The following is a 16,189-nucleotide window of genomic DNA, read 5'->3' as shown; positions in this document are numbered from 1 at the left end:
GCGGTGCCGCCGCGGCAGCGCGGCGCATCAATGACGCACCTCGATGCGGGGAAGTTCCACCAGGCGGCGGTAATGGTCGAGCGTGCCGACGAGATCGGCAAAGCCCGTGCCAGCATTCTCCTTCACGATGTAGCCGGCCACGTTCTGTTCATAGGCCGCGGCGATGTCGCCGAAATCCGCCGAGGTGGTCAGCAGGAAGGCCACGGCGCCGTGCAGTCGGGAATCACGTCGGATCTCGGCCAGCAGCTCCAGCCCGTTCATGCGCGGCATGTTCAGGTCGACCAGCAGGACGTAATGAGACGGCGGCGTTCCGGTTTCGCCGCGGAGATAGGCGAGCGCCTCGACCCCGTCGGTCAGCCGGGCGGCGGGCTTGGCGACCTGCGACTTCTCGAGCGCGCGGTGCACGGCCTTGGCGTCGGCATCGTCATCCTCGACGAGTATGATGTCGAGCGTGGCCTGCGATCTGGAGGCGCGGCGCATCACGCGGCCCGCCCCGTCGGCAGGGCCGGCGCCGGGTCGTGCGGCCAGAACAGCGTGAACCGCGTGCCGCGCCCGCCGTCGGAGGCGACCTCGATCCGGCCGCCCGCGACCTCGGCATGTTTGCGCACGATGGCGAGGCCGAGGCCGCTTCCGTCGACCTCGTCCCGCGGCCGGAGGGTCTGGAACATCTCGAAGATGCGGGCGTGATATCTGGGTGGAATGCCGGGACCGTCGTCGGTCACGGTGAACTCGTAGCCCCCGACGGTCTCGTTCACGTCGAGCATGATGCGGCCATCCGGCCGGTCGTGGTGCTTGATCGCATTGTTCACGAGGTTCAGGAGGATCGTCGTGATCGGCATGTTCGGGATCTCTATTCCGGAAAATTGCGGGGAAATCTCCAGCTCCATGGCCGGTGGCAGATCGACGAGATCGCGCAGGGTCTCCGCCAGTTCCGTACCGGAGATGCGCACCGCCCGCTCCTCGGTCCGGCCGATGCGGGAATGGATCAGCAGGTCGTCCAGCAGCCGTTCCATCCGCCGCACGCGGTTGCGCAGCATGGCGAGGCTGTCGCGGGTGTCGTCGGTCAGGACAGGCTCGAGATCCTCTTCGAGCCAGGACGAGACATTGTCGATCACGCGCAGCGGCGCCTTCAGGTCGTGGGATGCGACGAAGGCGTATTTGTCGAGCTCTTCGTTGGAACGGCGCAGCGCGGCGACCAGCGCGGCGGTCTCGGCCTCGGCCTCGCGCCGTTCGGTGATGTCGCGGAGGACCCCGACGAAATGGTTGGCGCCGCCGAAATGGAATCGCGATACCGAGATCTCGAGCGGGACGAGGCTGCCGTCCTTGCGGCGCCCGCGGATGTCGCGGTTCGCAGCCATCACCTGCCGGCCCGACAGCTCGGTCGCGCCGTCCACGAACCCGGGATGCCGCGCGGCGATCGCGTCCGGCATCAGCATGCCGACCGGCGCGCCGATCAGTTCCGCCTCGGAATAGCCGAAGAGTTGCGTCATCGCGGGATTGGCGCTTTCGATGCGGCCGTCGGCGTCGATCGTGACCACGCCGTCGGGCACGCTCTCGAAGACAGCCCCCGCGCGGAGGGTCTGGCAGAGAAGATCGTTGGACATCCGCGAGAAGGCGAGGGCCACTTCGCGCGTCTCGTCATCGGGCAGGCTCGTGAGGTCGAATCCGACCGCGGAGCCCGCGTCACGGAGCGCGGCGGCGAGCCGTGCGATCGGCAGACGGGCCGCCACATTCTGCGCGACCACCCAGACCAGCAGGACGAGAACGGCCGAGACGACGGCGGTCCGCAGCAATGCGGCGCGCGCCGCGGCATGGATCGCGGTGAGCGGTGTCTCCACGAGAAGGTTCAGGGTCAGGGGCGCCTCGGCCCGGCTGGCGACGATGCTGGCCGAGCGCACCGCCGAGCCCGCGACGCGCGCCAGCTCCGTCCGGCCCGCCCCGCTTGCCACGGCTGCGGCGAAGGGCGAGGGGGCCCAGCCCGCGTCCTCGTGGAATTGCAGCGTCGCGGGGGCTGCCTCGGCGCGGAAACTCATGTGATCGCCGGAATCCGTCAGGACGTGGACGCGGTTGCCCTCTGTCGGATCGAAGCCCGCGCTGCGCAGGAGCTCGGCGAAGTCGGCGTTGATCACGACGACCCCGAAGAGCTGGCCCTGCGCATCGAAAACCGGCTGCACGAAGCGCAGGGTCGGGGGGCCGTCGCGGCGCCCCTGCTCGCGGTTGTAGGTGACCTGCGAGAAGAGCGTTCGCCCGGCGGCGAGGAAATCGGGATGCTGCAGGTAGGGCTCTGCCGCTTTGGACTGGAGGGCGTCGCCCCGGACCGCGGTCGGGCCCTCGGCGCCCTGGTTCACGCGGACGAGCTCCTTCCAGTTGTCGGCAATACCGATGTAGCGCAGCTGCGTATAGGCCGGCCGGGTGGAGAGGATCGCGGCGAAGATCGTTTCCAGACGCCGCTGCCAGAGCGCGAAATCGGACCGTTCCTGCGCATCGGTCCCGTCGGCGCTCGTGCTGCTGCGGATGATGCCGGGCACGGCGGGCATGGCGGCGATCGACGCAGCGTCCGCGCGGATCAGGTCCAGGGTGGCGCGGAGCTTTGCGGAATGCAGGCGCGCGGCCGCCCCGAGCCGCTGGTCGGCGGCCGCGAATTCTGACCCGCGCACGAGGAAATAGGCCGCAGCGCTCGTGACGGCCCCGGTGATCAGGGCCGCCGCCACGGCAAGCAGGATCAGGCGGCTGCGCAGGGGGAGGTTCAGCACGCTGCTCATGCCTCTGCCTCCGGTCCGGCGCGCAGGAGCGCGGCCATCCGGCTGCTGCCGAGCGCGGATTTCGGGAGACAGGCGCCAAGGCCCTGCGCCGCGGCTTCCGCCGCGATGCGCGGGTCGTCGTTTCCGGTCAGCAGGATGCGCCGCCGCGGCAGGGCGGGGTGCCCGTCGAGCGCCGCAAGCACATCGAACCCGGTGGCGGCGCCGAGCGCGTGATCGACGAGGAGAAGATCGTAACCGCCGCCGTCGAGGCGGGCCCGCGCCTCCGCCGCGGAGCGGGCGCAGGTGACGTCGATCCCCAGCCGTTTGCAGTGCCGCGTCACAAGGCGCAGATCGAAGGTGCTGTCATCGATGACGAGGGCTCGGAGGCGCCCTGCGCCCGGGCGCCCTGGCCGGGCGGGACATGAATTCTGCATATCTGCCGTCGCTTTCGCTTCCATCCCCGGGGATAGCGGCAAAAGATTGAGCCTTCGTAAGCGCTCGAGAGGTCTCGGCGCGCAGGATCGTTCGAACTGCAGGGAGGTTTCAGTGGTGAGCCGTGCAGGATTCGAACCTGCGACCCACTGATTAAAAGTCAGTTGCTCTACCAACTGAGCTAACGGCCCACTCAGGGCGCCCGTCTAAGGTCAGCCGTTTGGGAGGTCAAGCGGAAAACTGGCGCCCTGCCGGGATTTGAGGCCACGCCGTTACGGCACCCGTTTTCACCATGCTTTCAAACCGCGTGCCAAGGGATTATATGCCCGCCCATGCGCGACGCGGCGACTCATAAGACTCTGGCCTTCCTGAAGATGCACGGGGCGGGCAATGACTTCGTGATCATCGATTCACGGGGCCGCGACGCCGTGACCACGCCCGCGCTGGCCCGCGCCCTCGGCGACCGTCACCGCGGCGTCGGATTCGACCAGCTCGCCGAGATTCGCGACGGCACGGATGCGGACATCGCGCTCGATTTCTGGAACAGCGACGGCAGCCGGGCCGGGGCCTGCGGGAACGCCACCCGCTGCGTGGCCGAGCTCGTGATGGGCGAGGGGGGCGACCGGTTAACCATCCGCACCGCGCGCGGGCTGCTCGAGGCGCGGCGCGAGGACGGGACGCTCTGGGTGAACATGGGGCCGCCGCAGCTGAACTGGGACGCGATCCCGCTGGCGCGCGAGGTCGATCCGCTGCATCTGCCGCTCGACGGGGATCCGGTGGGTGTCGGCATGGGCAACCCGCATTGCGTGGTCTTCGTCGCCGATGCGGAGGCGACCGACCCGGCCCTCCGCGGCCCGGAGGTCGAGCACGACCCGCTCTTCCCCGAGCGCACCAATGTCGAATTCGCCGAGGTGCGCGGCCCCGGCGAGATCCGGATGCGCGTCTGGGAACGCGGCACCGGCATCACCCTGGCCTGCGGCTCGGGCGCCTGCGCGACGGCCGTGGCGGCCCATCTGCGCGGGCTCACCGACCGGCGCGTCCGGATGGAGCTCGACGGCGGCTGGCTTGAGCTCGACTGGCGCGAGGACGGCGTCTGGATGTCCGGGCCGACGGCGCTCGTCTTCCGGGCCGAACTCGACGCAGATTTCCCGGGGGTGTCCTGATGGACCGCAAGGTGCCCGTCTTCGCGACGCTGGGCTGTCGCCTGAACGCCTACGAGACCGAAGCGATGAAGGATCTCGCCGCGCGTGCCGGCGTGGACGACGCGGTGATCGTGAACACCTGCGCGGTCACCGCCGAGGCCGTCCGCAAGGCGCGGCAGGAGATCCGCCGCCTGAAGCGCGACAATCCGAACGCGCGGATGATCGTCACCGGCTGCGCCGCCCAGACCGAGCCCGAGACCTTCGCGGCGATGGAAGAGGTCGACATCGTCCTCGGCAATACCGAGAAGATGCAGCCCGAGAGCTGGCGACGCATGGTCCCCGACCTGATCGGAGAGACCGAGCGCGTGCAGGTCGACGACATCATGTCGGTGACCGAGACCGCCGGCCACCTGATCGACGGCTTCGGCACCCGGTCCCGCGCCTATGTGCAGGTTCAGAACGGCTGCGACCACCGCTGCACCTTCTGCATCATCCCCTTCGGGCGCGGCAATTCCCGCTCGGTCCCCGCGGGCGTCGTGGTCGATCAGATCAAGCGGCTGGTGGATCGCGGCTATAACGAGGTCGTGCTGACCGGGGTGGACCTGACCTCCTGGGGCGCCGACCTGCCGATGGCGCCGAAGCTCGGCGACCTCGTGCTGCGGATCCTGCGGCTGGTCCCGGACCTGCCGCGCCTGCGGATCTCCTCGATCGATTCGATCGAGGTGGACGAGAGCCTGATGCAGGCGATCGCCACCGAGCCGCGCCTGATGCCGCATCTCCACCTCTCGCTCCAGGCGGGGGACGACATGATCCTGAAGCGGATGAAGCGCCGGCACCTCCGCGACGACGCGATCCGATTCTGCGAGGAGGCGCGCCGGCTCCGCCCCGACATGACCTACGGCGCCGACATCATCGCGGGCTTCCCGACCGAGACCGAGACGATGTTCGACAACTCGCTCCGGCTGGTCGAGGAATGCGGCCTCACCTGGCTGCACGTCTTCCCCTATTCGCCCCGCCCCGGCACGCCGGCCGCGCGGATGCCGCAGGTGAACGGCGTGGCGATCAAGGAGCGGGCCGCGCGGCTGCGCGCCGCGGGGCAGGTGGCGGCGCAGGCCCATCACGCCGCGCAGGTCGGGCGTGACCACGCCGTGCTGATGGAAAGCCCCCGGATGGGCCGCACCGCGCAATTCGCCGAGGTGCATTTCGGGACCGACCAGCCCGAGGGCGCCATCGTCACCGCCCGGATCCGCGGCGCGGGCGCCACGGGGCTCCTGGCCTGATGCACCCCAACCGCGCTTTCCGCGACGCCGGCGATGCGACGAACCTCGCCTTCGCGCGCGACCAGGGCTTCGGCATCCTGACCGTCTCGAACGGCACGGCGGCCCCGCTCGTCAGCCACGTCCCCTTCCTGCTGAACGAGGCCGGCACCGAGGCGCTTGTGCACCTCGCGCGCCCCAATCCCATCGTCGCGGCCCTCGCCGCGCCGGCCTCCGCGCGGCTCGTGGTCGCCGGGCCGCACGGCTATGTCTCGCCCGATTGGTACCGGATCGAGGACCAGGTGCCGACGTGGAACTACGTCGCCGTCCACCTCACGGGCACGCTCGAACTTACCCCGCAGGCGGGGCTGCAGGACCTCCTCGACCGGCAATCGGCGGAGTTCGAGCGCCGTCTGCCGAAGACACCCTGGACCTCGGACAAGATGACCGGGGGGCTGATGGAGCGGATGATGCGGGCCATCGTCCCCGCCCGCCTCGCCATCGAGGAGATCGACGGCACCTGGAAGCTCTCCCAGAACAAGCCCGAGGCGGTGCGCCGGGCCGCTGCGGACGGCGTCGAAGCCGCCGGCGATCCCGCCCTCGCGGCCCTGATGCGGACCCCGCCCGACCGCGCCTGACGGCCTGCTTCCTCTTGCCCCAAATATCCCGGGGGAGTCGGCCTCCGGCCGACGGGGGCAGCGCCCCCGCCACCCTCGCCATGTGCACTTCCCTCGGGCCCCCGGAGCCGGCGGTAGCCAAGGCGACAGCCGCGCGGGGGGCGCCGCGATCGACCATGTGTCCGGGCCCCCTCCGCTTCGTCCCGCCCGCGCCGGTCTCGCCGATTTACTTCCCCCCGGCCGTTACCTAACGTGACGGCGCATATCCAAGGGGAGCCCGCATGAAACTCTTTTCCTCCAACGCATCGCCCTATGTCCGCAAGGTCCGGGTCGTGATCCGCGAAGCCGGCCTGACCGGTCAGGTCGAGGAGATGCCGGTCTCGACCTCGCTGCTCGAGTCCGACGCGGCGCTCACCGCCGCGAACCCGCTCGCGCGGATCCCCTCGCTTGCACGCGACGACGGGCCGACGCTCTACGACAGCCGCGTCATCTGCCGCTATCTCGACGCGAAGGCGCAGGCCGGTCTCTACCCCGAGGCGCGGCTCTGGGAGGTCCTGACCCTCGAGGCCACCGCCGACGGGATCCTCGACAGCGCGGTCACCGGCATCGCCTATGAAAAGCGCCTCCGGCCGGCCGACAAGGTCATGGACGAATGGATCGACTCGCACTGGGCCAAGATCGCCCGGGCGGTGAAGGTGGTGAACGACCGCTGGATGAGCCACCTCGCAGGGCCGCTCGACATGGGTCAGATCGCGCTCGGCTGTGCGCTCGGCTACCTCGACTTCCGGCACGACCAGTACGGCTGGCGCAAGGAATGCGACGCGCTGGCCGCGTGGTACGAGACCTTCGCGCAGCGCGAGGCGATGAAGGCCACCGCGCCGGCCTGACCCGGACCACGGCCTTCGACGCGCATGGCGGCGGCTGTCCCGGCGGGGCGGCCGCCGCATCGCGTTCCCCGACCGGCACCGATTCCCCCCATGCGGCCGGGGCGATCCCCCTGCCGCGCGTCCAGACCGCGACACATGCGCGCCTCCCCTTGGCCTGCGTCCATTGTTCTCTGGACGTCACGAAGTTGCGCCGCTAAGAACCGCACCGAACGGCTGTGCCCTGCGCGGCCCAACGAACATTATGGCCTGCCTCACAGGCCCAGGTAATGGAGACGAACTCGTGTCCCACGCTGACGATCACGCAGGCACCCGAAGAGACTTCCTCTACTATGCCACCGCAGGTGCGGGCGCGGTGGTCACCGGGGCGGCCGTCTGGCCGCTGGTGAACCAGATGAACCCTTCCGCCGACGTGCAGGCGCTGTCGTCGATCCGCGTCGACGTCTCGGGCGTCGAACCGGGCACCCAGCTGACGGTCAAGTGGCTCGGCAAACCGGTCTTCATCCGCCGCCGCACCCCGGAAGAGATCGAGATGGCGCGCGGCGTGCCGATGTCGGACCTGCCCGACCCCAATGCCCGGAACGCGAACCTGCCGGAGGGCGCCGAGGCGACCGATCCGAACCGCGCCCTGTCGCCCGAGGGCGCCGAGGGCGAGGCCGCGGAGGAATGGCTGGTGATGATGGGCGTCTGCACCCACCTCGGCTGCGTGCCGCTCGGCGAGGCCGGCGATTTCGGCGGCTGGTTCTGCCCGTGCCACGGGTCGCACTACGACACCGCCGGCCGCATCCGCAGGGGCCCGGCCCCGGAAAACCTGCCCGTCCCCGTTGCCCGGTTCGACGGCGAATCCGAAATCGTTCTGGGCTGAGGGAGGTAAGTCACCATGTCCGGTATTCCCCACGATCACTACGAGCCCAAGACGGGCGGTGAGAAATGGCTTCACGCGCGCCTTCCGGTGCTCGGCCTGCTCTATGACACGCTCTTCATTCCCACGCCCAAGAACCTGAACTGGATGTGGATCTGGGGCATCGTTCTGGCCTTCTGCCTGGTGCTGCAGATCGCGACCGGCATCGTGCTGGTGATGCACTACACGCCGCATGTCGATTACGCCTTCGCCTCGGTCGAGCACATCGTGCGCGACGTGAACGGCGGCCACATGCTGCGCTACCTGCACGCCAACGGCGCCTCGCTCTTCTTCTTCGCCGTCTACATCCACATCTTCCGCGGCCTCTACTACGGCTCCTACAAGGCCCCGCGCGAAGTGACCTGGATCGTCGGCATGCTGATCTACCTGCTGATGATGGCCACCGGCTTCATGGGCTACGTCCTGCCCTGGGGTCAGATGTCCTTCTGGGGCGCGACCGTCATCACCGGCCTGTTCGGCGCCATCCCCCTGATCGGCGAGCCGATCCAGACCTGGCTGCTCGGCGGGCCCGCGGTGGACAACGCCACGCTGAACCGCTTCTTCTCGCTGCACTACCTGCTGCCCTTCGTGATCGCCGGCCTCGTGATCGTCCACATCTGGGCGTTCCACTCCACCGGCAACAACAACCCGACGGGTGTCGAAGTGCGCCGCGGCTCCAAGGCCGAGGCCGAGAAGGACACGCTGCCGTTCTGGCCCTACTTCGTGATCAAGGACCTCTTCGGCCTGGCCGTCGTCCTGCTGATCTTCTTCGCGGTGGTGGGCTTCATGCCGAACTACCTCGGCCACCCCGACAACTACATCGAGGCGAACCCGCTGGCGACGCCCGCGCACATCGTGCCCGAATGGTACTTCCTGCCGTTCTACGCGATCCTGCGGGCCTTCACCGCCGACGTCTGGGTCGTGATGTTCGCCAGCTGGATCACCGGCGGCATCATCACCGCCAAGTTCTTCGGCGTGCTCGCCATGTTCGGCGCGATCGCGGTGATGGCACTGGTCCCCTGGCTCGACACCTCGTCGGTGCGCTCGGGCCGCTACCGCCCGATGTTCAAATGGTGGTTCGCCCTGCTGGTCGTCGACTTCATCGTCCTGATGTGGTGTGGAGCGATGCCGGCGGAACCGCCCTATTCGACGATCTCGCTGATCGGTGCCACCTACTGGTTCGCCTACTTCCTCGTGATCCTGCCGCTGCTTGGCGTGATCGAGAAGCCGAAGGCGCCCCCGGCGACCATCGAAGAGGATTTCGATGCCCATTACGCGCCCCACACGGGCGGCACCGAAACCATCGTGAAACCGGCCGAGTGAGCGGAAAGGAACGATTGAAATGATCCGCAAGACAACGCTTTCCGTCAGCGCACTGGCCCTGCTGATCGGTCTCGGCGGTCTCCCCGCCGTGGCCCAGCAGGCGACGACCACGGACGAGCCCAGGACCGAGATTCCGCCGGCCGCCGCAACCGAGGCCCCCGCGGCCGAGGCAGAGACGACGACCGAGGACGCGCCCGCGGCGACGATCGAGGAAGCTCCGGCAGCCGAAGCCGAGGCAACGACCGAGGACGCGCCCGCGGCGACCACCGAGGAAGCTCCGGCAGCAGAGGCCGAGGCGACCACTGAGGAAGCCCCGGCAGCAGAGGCCGAGGCAACCACCGAGGAAGCGCCGGCAGCAGAGGCCGAGGCGACCACTGAGGAAGCCCCGGCAGCAGAGGCCGAGGCGACCACCGAGGAAGAACCCGCCGCGGATGCGGAGGCGACGACCGGGCAAGAGACCGGCGATTCCGTCGTGACCGCGGGCGAAGAGCCCTCCGCTGAGGCCGAGGACGGCCCCGATGCCATCGACGCCGCCGGTGAAGAGGTCGGCCCCGCCGCCGAGGAGAACACCGTCGAGACCGAAGCGGTGGCACCCGAGGCCGGCGAGGCCGCGGAAGCCGAGCATACCGAGATCGAAGGCGACACCGCCGAGGAAGAACATGCCGCGGGCGGTCACGGCGAGACGCACACGACCGACGTGGACTTCTCCTTCGAAGGCCCCTTCGGCGCCTACGACCAGTTCCAGCTTCAGCGCGGCCTGCAGATCTACACCGAGGTCTGCTCGGCCTGCCACGGCCTGCGTTACGTCCCGATCCGCACGATCGGCGACGAGGGCGGCCCCGGCATGCCCGAGGATCAGGTCCGCGCCTATGCCGCGAACTTCGAGGTCTATGACGACGAGCTGGAAGACTTCCGCCCGGCGACGCCCGGCGACCACTTCCCCGGCTCGGCCCTGGAAAACGCGCCCGACCTGTCGCTGATGGCGAAGGCCCGTGCCGGGTTCCACGGTCCCTACGGCCTGGGCATCAACCAGTTCGTCAACGGCATCGGCGGCCCCGAGCACATCTACTCGATCCTGACCGGCTACACGGGCAGGACGCGGGAACAGGCCGGCACCACGTTCTACGAAAACACCGCCTTCGACGGCGGCTGGATCGCCATGGCCCCGCCGCTCGCCGGGGAGGACGTGGAATTCGCCGACGGTCACGCGAACGACCTGAGCCACGAGGCCGAGGACGTCGCCGCGTTCCTGATGTGGGCCGCGGAACCGAAGATGATGGCGCGCAAGCAGGCCGGCTTCACCGGGGTGATCTTCCTCGGCATCCTGGCCGTGCTGCTCTACCTGACCAACAAGCGGATCTGGTACCCGCACAAGCACCGGACCAAGCGGGACTGATCCCGTCCGCCAAAGATGAAAGGCCCCGCTCCGGCGGGGCCTTTTCCTTTGGGCAGGCTGTCGGGCGGGGGCCCCTCGGATCAGCCCAGGTAGCGCCGCAGCCGGTCGGAGGGCCGCGCGAAGGCCTCCGCCGTCGCGACCGGCGCCTCGGCCACGCCCTCGTCGACCAGCACCAGCCGGTCCGCGATCCGCTGCGCATCCTCCGGCGCATGGCTCACCATCAGCAGGGTCGCGCCCTTCTCGGCGCAGAGCCCGGCGACAAGATCGAGCATCTCGGCCCTGAGCGCCGGGCCGAGGGCCGAGAAGGGTTCATCCAGCAGCAGGAGCGGCCGCGACTGCACCAGCACACGCGCCAGCGCCACGCGGCTCTGCTGCCCGCCCGACAAGGCGCCGGGCTTGCGCGCGCCGTAGCCCTCCAGCCCGACCCGGGCCAGCGCCTCGGCCACCCGGGCCTTGTCCGCCGGGGCGAGCCGCAGGTCCGGCCGGATGCCCAGCCCGACGTTCTGCGCCGCCGTCAGATGCGGAAAGAGGTTCCCGTCCTGGAACAGCATCGCGACGGGACGCTCTCCGGGGGCCGCGCCGGTCAGGTCGCGCCCGTCCCACAGGACCCGGCCCGACGCGGCTGCGAAGAACCCCGCGACCACCGAGAGCAGCGTGGATTTTCCCGCGCCCGAGGGCCCGATCAGCGCCACCCGGTCGCCGGCCGCCACCGACCAGTCGGCCCGCAGCCGGAAATCGCCTTGCCGGATGTCCAGCGCCTCAAGTGTCAGCACGCCAGCGGCCTCCATGGTCGAACAGGGCGAAGAGCCCGAAACTCAGGGCCAGCAGCAACAGCGACGCGCCCGCCGCCGCCTCCATGCGATAGGCGCCGATCAGCCGGAAGATGGTCAGCGGCAGGGTCGCCCGCTCCGGATCGGCGAACAGCGCGATGACCCCCAGGTCGCCCATCGACAGTGCCGCCGTCAGCCCCGCCGCGAATCCCAGCGGCCGGCGGATGCGCGGCAGGACCAGCCAGCGCAGGCGCGCCGCGCCCCGCATCGCCAGCGAATCCGCCAGCCGCCCGTAATCCGCCTCCACCCCCGCGACGGCGGGTCCGACGATGCGCAGCGCGAAGGGCAGGGCCATCACCACGTTCACCGCCATGGTGACGGCCAGCGCCAGCGACGCCGGGTTCGCCACAGGGTTGAGCAGCAGGAACAGCCCCGAGCCCAGCACGAGGGGCGAGGCGGCAAGCGGCGCGAGCCCGATCAGCTCCACCCAGCCCCGCCGGGCCAGCGCCATCGCCAGGGTCAGGCCCATCGTCACCCCCGTCGCGCCAAGCGCCACGGCGAGCGAGGCGCGGGCCGCCGTCCAGACGCTCGCCGGCATCGCGTCGAGCCCCGGCAGCCCCCGCCACGCCACCGCGGCGAGCGGCCCGAGCAGGAAGACCCCCGTGACGACCAGCCAGGCGCCGTCCGCCAGCCGCAGCCAGCGCCCGCGCGCGTCCCAGCGGGGCACCACCCGGTCGAATCCGGTTCCGAACCCCTCGCCCCGCGACAGCCGCAGCGCGGCCAGGCCCGCCAGCGTCACCATCGCGAACTGGATCACCGAGAGCATCGCCGCCCGGCCGAGGTCGAATTCGAAGCGGAACGCCTGGTAGATCGCCAGCTCGACCGTGGTGGAGCGCGGCCCGCCGCCCAGCGTCAGGGCCACCGCGAAGCTGGTGAGGCAGATGGCGAAGATCACCGCGCAGACCCCCGGCAGGACACGCCTGAGCATCGGCCATTCCAGAAGCCGCCGGATCTCGGCCGGTCCCGCGCCAAGCTGCGCGGCGAGGCGGAAGCGCTCGCCCGGGATCTCCTGCCACCCCTGCAGGATCAGCCGCACCGCGAGCGGCAGGTTGAAGAAGACATGCGCCAGCACCACCCCGTGCAGCCCGTAGATCGACACCGGGCCAAGCCCCGCCAGCCCCAGCAGGTCGTTGATCCAGCCGCCCCGGCCGAAGACGACGACAAGGCCCATGACGGCCACGATCACCGGCAGGATGAACGGCGCCCCCATGAGCGCCACATAGGCCCCGCGCAGCCGGAACCGCCGCCGCGCCAGCGCGCGGGCCACCGGCACCGCGAGCGCGGCCGAGATCGCCGCCGACAGCACGGCCTGCACCAGCGTGAAGCGCACCGCCGCCCAGTCGGCGGCGCCGGGCCAGCCGGCCCCGCCCGCACGCCAGAGCACCGCGCCCAGGGGCGCGAGAAGGAAGCCCGCGACGCAGAGCGCCGCGAGCCGTCCCGGCCAGCCGCGGCCTATTGCGAGAGCGCGCGGCGCCATTCCTCGAGCGCCGCGTCCCGGATCCCGGCCGCCGCCTCGGGCGCGGTCAGCAGCGGCTTGTCGACCTGCACGAGCGTGTCGAAACCCTCGGGCAGGCCGCCGTCGGGCGTCACGGCCGGGTACATCCAGTTGGTCTCTGGGATCGCCGACTGGAAGGCGTCGGTCGTGATGAACTGCAGGAAGTCCCGCGCGAGCTCCGGCTGGTCGGTGCCGGCGAGCATCCCCGCGACCTCGACCTGCAGGTAATGGCCTTCCTCGAACGGCAGCGCGATCTTGGTGTCGTCCTCCTCGGCGATCAGGTGATAGGCGGGCGAGGTCGTGTAGGACAGCACGAGGTCCGCCTCGCCCTCGAGGAACAGGCCGTAGGCCTCGGACCAGCCGGGCGTCACGGTGACGATGTTGTCGGCGAGGCCCTCCCAGACCTGCTCGGCCCGGTCGCCATAGGCCTCCTTCACCCACATCAGCAGACCCAGCCCGGGGGTCGAGCTGCGCGGGTCCTGGATCACCACGGTGGCGTCGCCGGCGGCGAGATCCTCGAAGGATCCCGGCTTCGGCCCGTCCTTCAGCCCGACGAAGGCGAAATAGCCCCAGTCGAAGGGCACGAAGGTCTCGTCGCGCCATGTGATCGGCAGGTTGTACCCGGCCTCCACCCCGCTCGGCGCGAAGAGACCGGTCTCGGCCGCCTGCGCGATCAGCGCGGTGTCGAGCCCCAGGACCACGTCCGCCTCTGTCCGCGCGCCTTCCAGCCGGATCCGCGACAGCAGCGCCGCGCCGTCCCCTGCGGTGACGAACTTCAGGTCGCAGCCGCACTCCTTCTCGAAGGCCGCCTCCACCACCGGGCCGGGGCCCCATTCGGTGTTGAAGCTGTCATAGGTGTAGATCGTCAGAACGGGGTCCTGCGCCGCGGCCTGCGTGGCAAACAGAAGTCCCGTGGCAATCGCAAGATGTCTCATGTGCATCCTCCATATCGCGACGGGCGGAGATTTCGGATGCTGCGAACAACCTTCCCTCCGCCGGTCTTAACCGGTTCAGGTTCAACGGGTTCGCGTCGCCGCATCTCAGCCCTGTCAGGCTCCCCGAGGTAGGCCGGAGCCTAGTGCGGGCGACGGGCGAGGGCAAGGCTCTCCGCTGCCGGGACGGCGCGGGCGGGGGGCGCCGGACAGCGATTTCATGCCTCCGGCGGGGATACAAGGACCAGAGGAAAGCAGGAGGCCGGCCCCCCACTTTCCCCTGGTCCATGTATCCCGGGGGGAGTCGGCCAACGGCCGACGGGGGGCTGGCCCCCCTCCGGCCTCAGAGCTGCGTGCCCGCGGGCACCGGCATGCCGCGCAGGAAGCTCGAGGCGTCCTGCGGCCCCTTGCCCGCACGCTGCAGCCGCAGCACCTGGACCGAGCCCTCGCCGCAGCCCACGGTCAGCATGGTGTCGAGCACCCGCCCCGCCGGCCCCTGCTCCTTGGCGAGACGCGAGGCGAGCAGCTTGACCCGTTGTCCCGCGATCTCGCACCAGGCGCCCGGGAAGGGCGCCAGGCCGCGGATCTGCCGATCGATCTCGGCGGCGGGACGGGACCAGTCGACCCGGGCCTCTGCCTTGTCGATCTTGGCGGCATAGGTCACGCCTTCGTCGGGCTGCGGCACCGGCACCAGGTCGCCGATCTGGTCGAGCGCCTCGACGATCAGCCGGGCGCCGATGCGCGACAGCCGGTCGTGCAGCTCTCCGGTCGTCTCGTTGCGGCCGATCGGCGTCGCCTCGCGCAGCAGCACCGGCCCGGTGTCGAGCCCGGCCTCCATCTGCATGATGCAGATGCCGGTCTCGGCGTCCCCCGCCATGATCGCCCGGTGGATCGGCGCTGCGCCGCGCCAGCGCGGCAGCAGCGAGGCGTGGATGTTCAGGCAGCCATGCGCCGGCGCATCCAGCACCGGCTGCGGCAGGATCAGCCCATAGGCCACGACGACCGCCACCTCGGCACCGAGCGCGGCGAAGGCGGCCTGTTCCCCGGCACCCTTCAGCGACACCGGATGCCTGACCTCGAGCCCGAGCGCCTCGGCCCGCGCATGGACCGGCGTCGGGCGGTCCTTCTTGCCGCGGCCCGCCGGCCGGGGCGGCTGGCAGTAGACGGCGACGATCTCGTGCCCCTTGGCGACCAGCGCGTCCAGAACCGGCACCGAGAAATCCGGCGTGCCCATGAAGACGATCCGCATCAGCCCCCCTTCCGCGCGCGCCTGAGCAGCATGTCGCGCTTCACCTTGCTCAGCCGGTCGAAATACATCCGCCCGGCCAGATGGTCGATCTGGTGCTGCACCGAGGTCGCCCAGAGCCCGACGAAATCCCGCTCCTCGACCGCGCCCTCGACATTCAGGAAGCGCACCGTCACCGCCCGTGGCCGCTCGATCTTCGCGGACACGCCCGGCAGGCAGGGGCTCGCCTCCTCGTGCGGGCGCAGCTCCACGCTCGCATGCAGCACCTCCGGGTTGGCCAGCAGCACCGCCTGGCCCCGTCTGTCGGAGGCATCCACCACCGCGAGCCTCTGCATCACGCCGATCTGCACGGCGGCAAGGCCCACGCCCGGCATCGCCTCCATGGTGTCGACCATGTCGGCCCAGACCTGCCGGACCGCGTCTGTCACCTCGGCCACGTCGCCCGCCGCCGTCCGCAGCCGCCGGTCCGGCCATTGCAGGATCGGGCGGACGCTCATGCCTGCCCCTCGTAGGCATCCTCCAGCGCCGCGCGGTCCTCCGCGCCCAGCCGGTCGAAGATCACCTTGCCGTCGAGATGGTCGTATTCGTGCTGCGCGCAGACCGCCCGGAAGCCCTCGAGTCGCGCCTCGTGCCGCGCGCCCTGCAGGTCGCTCCATCCCAGCCGGACCCAGGCGGGCCGCGCGATGTCGGCCGCCACGCCGGGGATCGACAGGCAGGCCTCTCCGGCCACCGCCATCTCGGGCGCGGATGCGAGGATCTCGGGATTGATGCAGGCCACCGGCGTGCGGTCGCCCTCCTTCCAGGTCACGTCCATCACGAAGATGCGCTTCAGAACGCCGACCTGCGGCGCGGCGAGCCCCCGGCCCGGCGCGGCATACATCGTCTCGAACATGTCGGAAACCAGCCCCGCGACATCCTCGTCCGGCCCGACGGGCGCACAGACCCGCATGAGCCGCGGGTCGGGCCAGCGCAGGATCGGCAGGACCGCCATGCC

General features: G+C 70.4%; 16 protein-coding genes, 1 tRNA gene and 1 riboswitch. Of the genes, 7 read left to right on the top strand and 10 right to left on the bottom strand.

Translation table 11 applies throughout. The features are described 5' to 3' along the window. Positions 1 to 27 precede the first annotated feature (27 nt). From Q344_RS0111450 to Q344_RS0111435, 4 genes are all read right to left on the bottom strand, one after another. The gene (locus tag Q344_RS0111450) at positions 28 to 480 is read right to left on the bottom strand and encodes a response regulator (RefSeq protein ID WP_036539140.1); all 453 of its coding nucleotides are present in this window, start codon (positions 478 to 480) and stop codon (positions 28 to 30) included. After that, positions 480 to 2,762 carry a sensor histidine kinase gene (locus Q344_RS25140; protein ID WP_051630585.1) on the bottom strand — a complete coding sequence of 761 codons (2,283 nt, stop codon included), beginning with the start codon at positions 2,760 to 2,762 and terminating at the stop codon, positions 480 to 482. Before Q344_RS25140 ends, Q344_RS0111450 begins: the two co-directional genes overlap by 1 nt. Beyond that, complete coding sequence (locus Q344_RS0111440) at positions 2,759 to 3,175, bottom strand: response regulator (protein WP_268238650.1); 417 nt, start codon at positions 3,173 to 3,175, stop codon at positions 2,759 to 2,761. Before Q344_RS0111440 ends, Q344_RS25140 begins: the two co-directional genes overlap by 4 nt. A gap of 113 nt (positions 3,176 to 3,288) precedes the next feature. Next, positions 3,289 to 3,364, bottom strand: a tRNA-Lys gene (locus Q344_RS0111435). A 141-nt stretch (positions 3,365 to 3,505) separates the two neighbouring features. Here Q344_RS0111435 and dapF point away from each other — a divergent pair. The 7 genes from dapF to Q344_RS26750 all read left to right on the top strand — a co-directional run bounded on the left by dapF (position 3,506) and on the right by Q344_RS26750 (position 10,692). Then, a complete protein-coding gene (gene dapF, locus Q344_RS0111430) occupies positions 3,506 to 4,336 on the top strand; it encodes a diaminopimelate epimerase (RefSeq protein ID WP_028286819.1) in 831 nt (276 codons plus the stop codon). After that, a complete protein-coding gene (gene mtaB, locus Q344_RS0111425) occupies positions 4,336 to 5,595 on the top strand; it encodes a tRNA (N(6)-L-threonylcarbamoyladenosine(37)-C(2))-methylthiotransferase MtaB (protein ID WP_028286818.1) in 1,260 nt (419 codons plus the stop codon). The genes dapF and mtaB overlap by 1 nt, the downstream gene beginning before the upstream one ends. Further along, positions 5,595 to 6,209 carry an FMN-binding negative transcriptional regulator gene (locus Q344_RS0111420; RefSeq protein ID WP_028286817.1) on the top strand — a complete coding sequence of 205 codons (615 nt, stop codon included), beginning with the start codon at positions 5,595 to 5,597 and terminating at the stop codon, positions 6,207 to 6,209. Before mtaB ends, Q344_RS0111420 begins: the two co-directional genes overlap by 1 nt. Positions 6,210 to 6,469: 260 nt before the next feature. Next, entirely contained in the window at positions 6,470 to 7,075 is a 606-nt protein-coding gene (locus Q344_RS0111415; protein ID WP_028286816.1) for a glutathione S-transferase, read from the top strand. A gap of 280 nt (positions 7,076 to 7,355) precedes the next feature. Next, entirely contained in the window at positions 7,356 to 7,937 is a 582-nt protein-coding gene (petA, locus tag Q344_RS0111405) for a ubiquinol-cytochrome c reductase iron-sulfur subunit (RefSeq protein ID WP_028286815.1), read from the top strand. Between the two features lie 15 nt (positions 7,938 to 7,952). Further along, on the top strand, positions 7,953 to 9,296 hold the full coding sequence (gene petB, locus Q344_RS0111400) for a cytochrome b (RefSeq protein ID WP_028286814.1): 1,344 nt from the start codon (positions 7,953 to 7,955) through the stop codon (positions 9,294 to 9,296). A 19-nt stretch (positions 9,297 to 9,315) separates the two neighbouring features. Then, the gene (locus Q344_RS26750) at positions 9,316 to 10,692 is read left to right on the top strand and encodes a cytochrome c1 (protein WP_036539137.1); all 1,377 of its coding nucleotides are present in this window, start codon (positions 9,316 to 9,318) and stop codon (positions 10,690 to 10,692) included. A gap of 80 nt (positions 10,693 to 10,772) precedes the next feature. Here Q344_RS26750 and thiQ read toward each other — a convergent pair whose 3' ends face one another. The 6 genes from thiQ to def (Q344_RS0111365) all read right to left on the bottom strand — a co-directional run bounded on the left by thiQ (position 10,773) and on the right by def (Q344_RS0111365) (position 16,186). Further along, positions 10,773 to 11,465, bottom strand: a complete 693-nt coding sequence (thiQ, locus tag Q344_RS0111390) for a thiamine ABC transporter ATP-binding protein (RefSeq protein WP_028287826.1) — start codon at positions 11,463 to 11,465, stop codon at positions 10,773 to 10,775. Then, positions 11,452 to 12,999 (bottom strand): thiamine/thiamine pyrophosphate ABC transporter permease ThiP, encoded by a 1,548-nt coding sequence (locus tag Q344_RS0111385; protein WP_028286812.1) that lies wholly within the window; start codon positions 12,997 to 12,999, stop codon positions 11,452 to 11,454. Before Q344_RS0111385 ends, thiQ begins: the two co-directional genes overlap by 14 nt. After that, positions 12,975 to 13,952: a thiamine ABC transporter substrate binding subunit gene (thiB, locus tag Q344_RS0111380; protein ID WP_028286811.1), complete on the bottom strand. Its 978-nt coding sequence runs from the start codon at positions 13,950 to 13,952 to the stop codon at positions 12,975 to 12,977. Before thiB ends, Q344_RS0111385 begins: the two co-directional genes overlap by 25 nt. 35 nt (positions 13,953 to 13,987) lie before the next feature. Beyond that, a riboswitch (TPP riboswitch) is annotated at positions 13,988 to 14,088 on the bottom strand. 204 nt (positions 14,089 to 14,292) lie between these two features. Then, positions 14,293 to 15,198 carry a methionyl-tRNA formyltransferase gene (fmt, locus tag Q344_RS0111375; RefSeq protein WP_028286810.1) on the bottom strand — a complete coding sequence of 302 codons (906 nt, stop codon included), beginning with the start codon at positions 15,196 to 15,198 and terminating at the stop codon, positions 14,293 to 14,295. Further along, the gene (def, locus tag Q344_RS0111370; protein WP_028286809.1) at positions 15,198 to 15,692 is read right to left on the bottom strand and encodes a peptide deformylase; all 495 of its coding nucleotides are present in this window, start codon (positions 15,690 to 15,692) and stop codon (positions 15,198 to 15,200) included. The genes fmt and def (Q344_RS0111370) overlap by 1 nt, the downstream gene beginning before the upstream one ends. Then, positions 15,689 to 16,186, bottom strand: a complete 498-nt coding sequence (def, locus tag Q344_RS0111365; protein WP_028286808.1) for a peptide deformylase — start codon at positions 16,184 to 16,186, stop codon at positions 15,689 to 15,691. Before def (Q344_RS0111365) ends, def (Q344_RS0111370) begins: the two co-directional genes overlap by 4 nt. Positions 16,187 to 16,189: the final 3 nt, after the last annotated feature.

Source organism: Pseudooceanicola nanhaiensis DSM 18065, assembly GCF_000688295.1.
GTDB classification, from domain to species: Bacteria; Pseudomonadota; Alphaproteobacteria; order Rhodobacterales; family Rhodobacteraceae; genus Pseudooceanicola; species Pseudooceanicola nanhaiensis.
The sequence above is the reverse complement of the archived record's forward strand: the minus strand, read 5'-3'. Positions and strand labels throughout refer to the sequence as shown.